This is a genomic window from Elstera litoralis (assembly GCF_000963705.1).
Classification (GTDB): Bacteria; Pseudomonadota; Alphaproteobacteria; order Elsterales; family Elsteraceae; genus Elstera; species Elstera litoralis.
This window is the reverse complement of sequence record NZ_LAJY01000810.1, coordinates 1-940: the sequence shown is the minus strand read 5'-3', so window position 1 is coordinate 940 and position 940 is coordinate 1. Positions and strand designations below refer to the sequence as shown.

The following is a 940-nucleotide window of genomic DNA, read 5'->3' as shown; positions in this document are numbered from 1 at the left end:
TCAATTGAACCGCCTTTCTGGAGAGTTATTTCAGAGAATCCATTTTAATCATGTGGTAATAATGTCGGGCGGGTTTGGCGCTACCCTTTGTCGCGATCTGTTTTTGCTGTGCCTTGAGAGGATCACCCTTGCGTTCACTAACTAACGCACCCTGTTGATGCAGAAGCTTAAGCACCCGCTTGGCGGCAGATTTCCCGCCACAGATCACTTGTAGGCGCTTAGTACCCAACCCAACGATCCGATCACCTCCCTCGATCCAGAGAAGGCCGAGAGCCTTGGTCAGTTCAGCCTCATCATAGGCCTTGCCCTGCTCCACGCGGGTCATCTTGATGCGATTCTGAGACACATAGGCCTTCAAGGCAGCAAGACCATCGCGCTCCTTTTGGGCCCGTTTAGCCCGCAGGCGGAAATGATCCCGCTCGCATCGCAAGATAGCTTTGCGCAACTCCCGCCATGTCCAAGGCAACAGCCCAAACTTGATGGCAAGCCGCGCACCGAGATAGACGGTCGCAAAGCGTTCATGGAGGCGACCCCTGCCTTCATCGCACCCAAATTTCGCACTTGCCCGCCGGATATACCGCTGCCGCCACCGTTCCAACTGCTCCCTGAGCCCAGCCTCATCATCCGCGCGGGCCTGAACCAACCGTTGCAGAAAAGCCTGAATGAGCGTGCCATAGTGCTCGGCACTGGCCTTTTTGAGATGATTGGAAAGTAAGGCCCCCGACTCGAACCCATGCAGGTTTTCGAACATTCCATCCGTTTTCTCGGGAAATGGAATGTCGATGGCACGGGCGTGGTGGGCATCGTCTACTGCCTCTCCTCCGGCCGTGAGGATTTCGTCGACGGTCAAATTGGTGGTGCCGAGAAAAATCGAGCGCCACGAACTCGGCCCATCGCCTGGCACTAAACGGCCTTTCTCTTCGCCGCCCGACAGTCGCAT

Annotated in this window: 1 protein-coding gene; it reads right to left on the bottom strand. The window is 56.2% G+C overall.

The genetic code is table 11. The features are described from left to right. Nucleotides 1-25: 25 nt before the first annotated feature. A partial coding sequence (locus VZ95_RS26250; RefSeq protein WP_045777419.1) for a hypothetical protein occupies nucleotides 26-940 on the bottom strand: 915 nt, incomplete at its 5' end.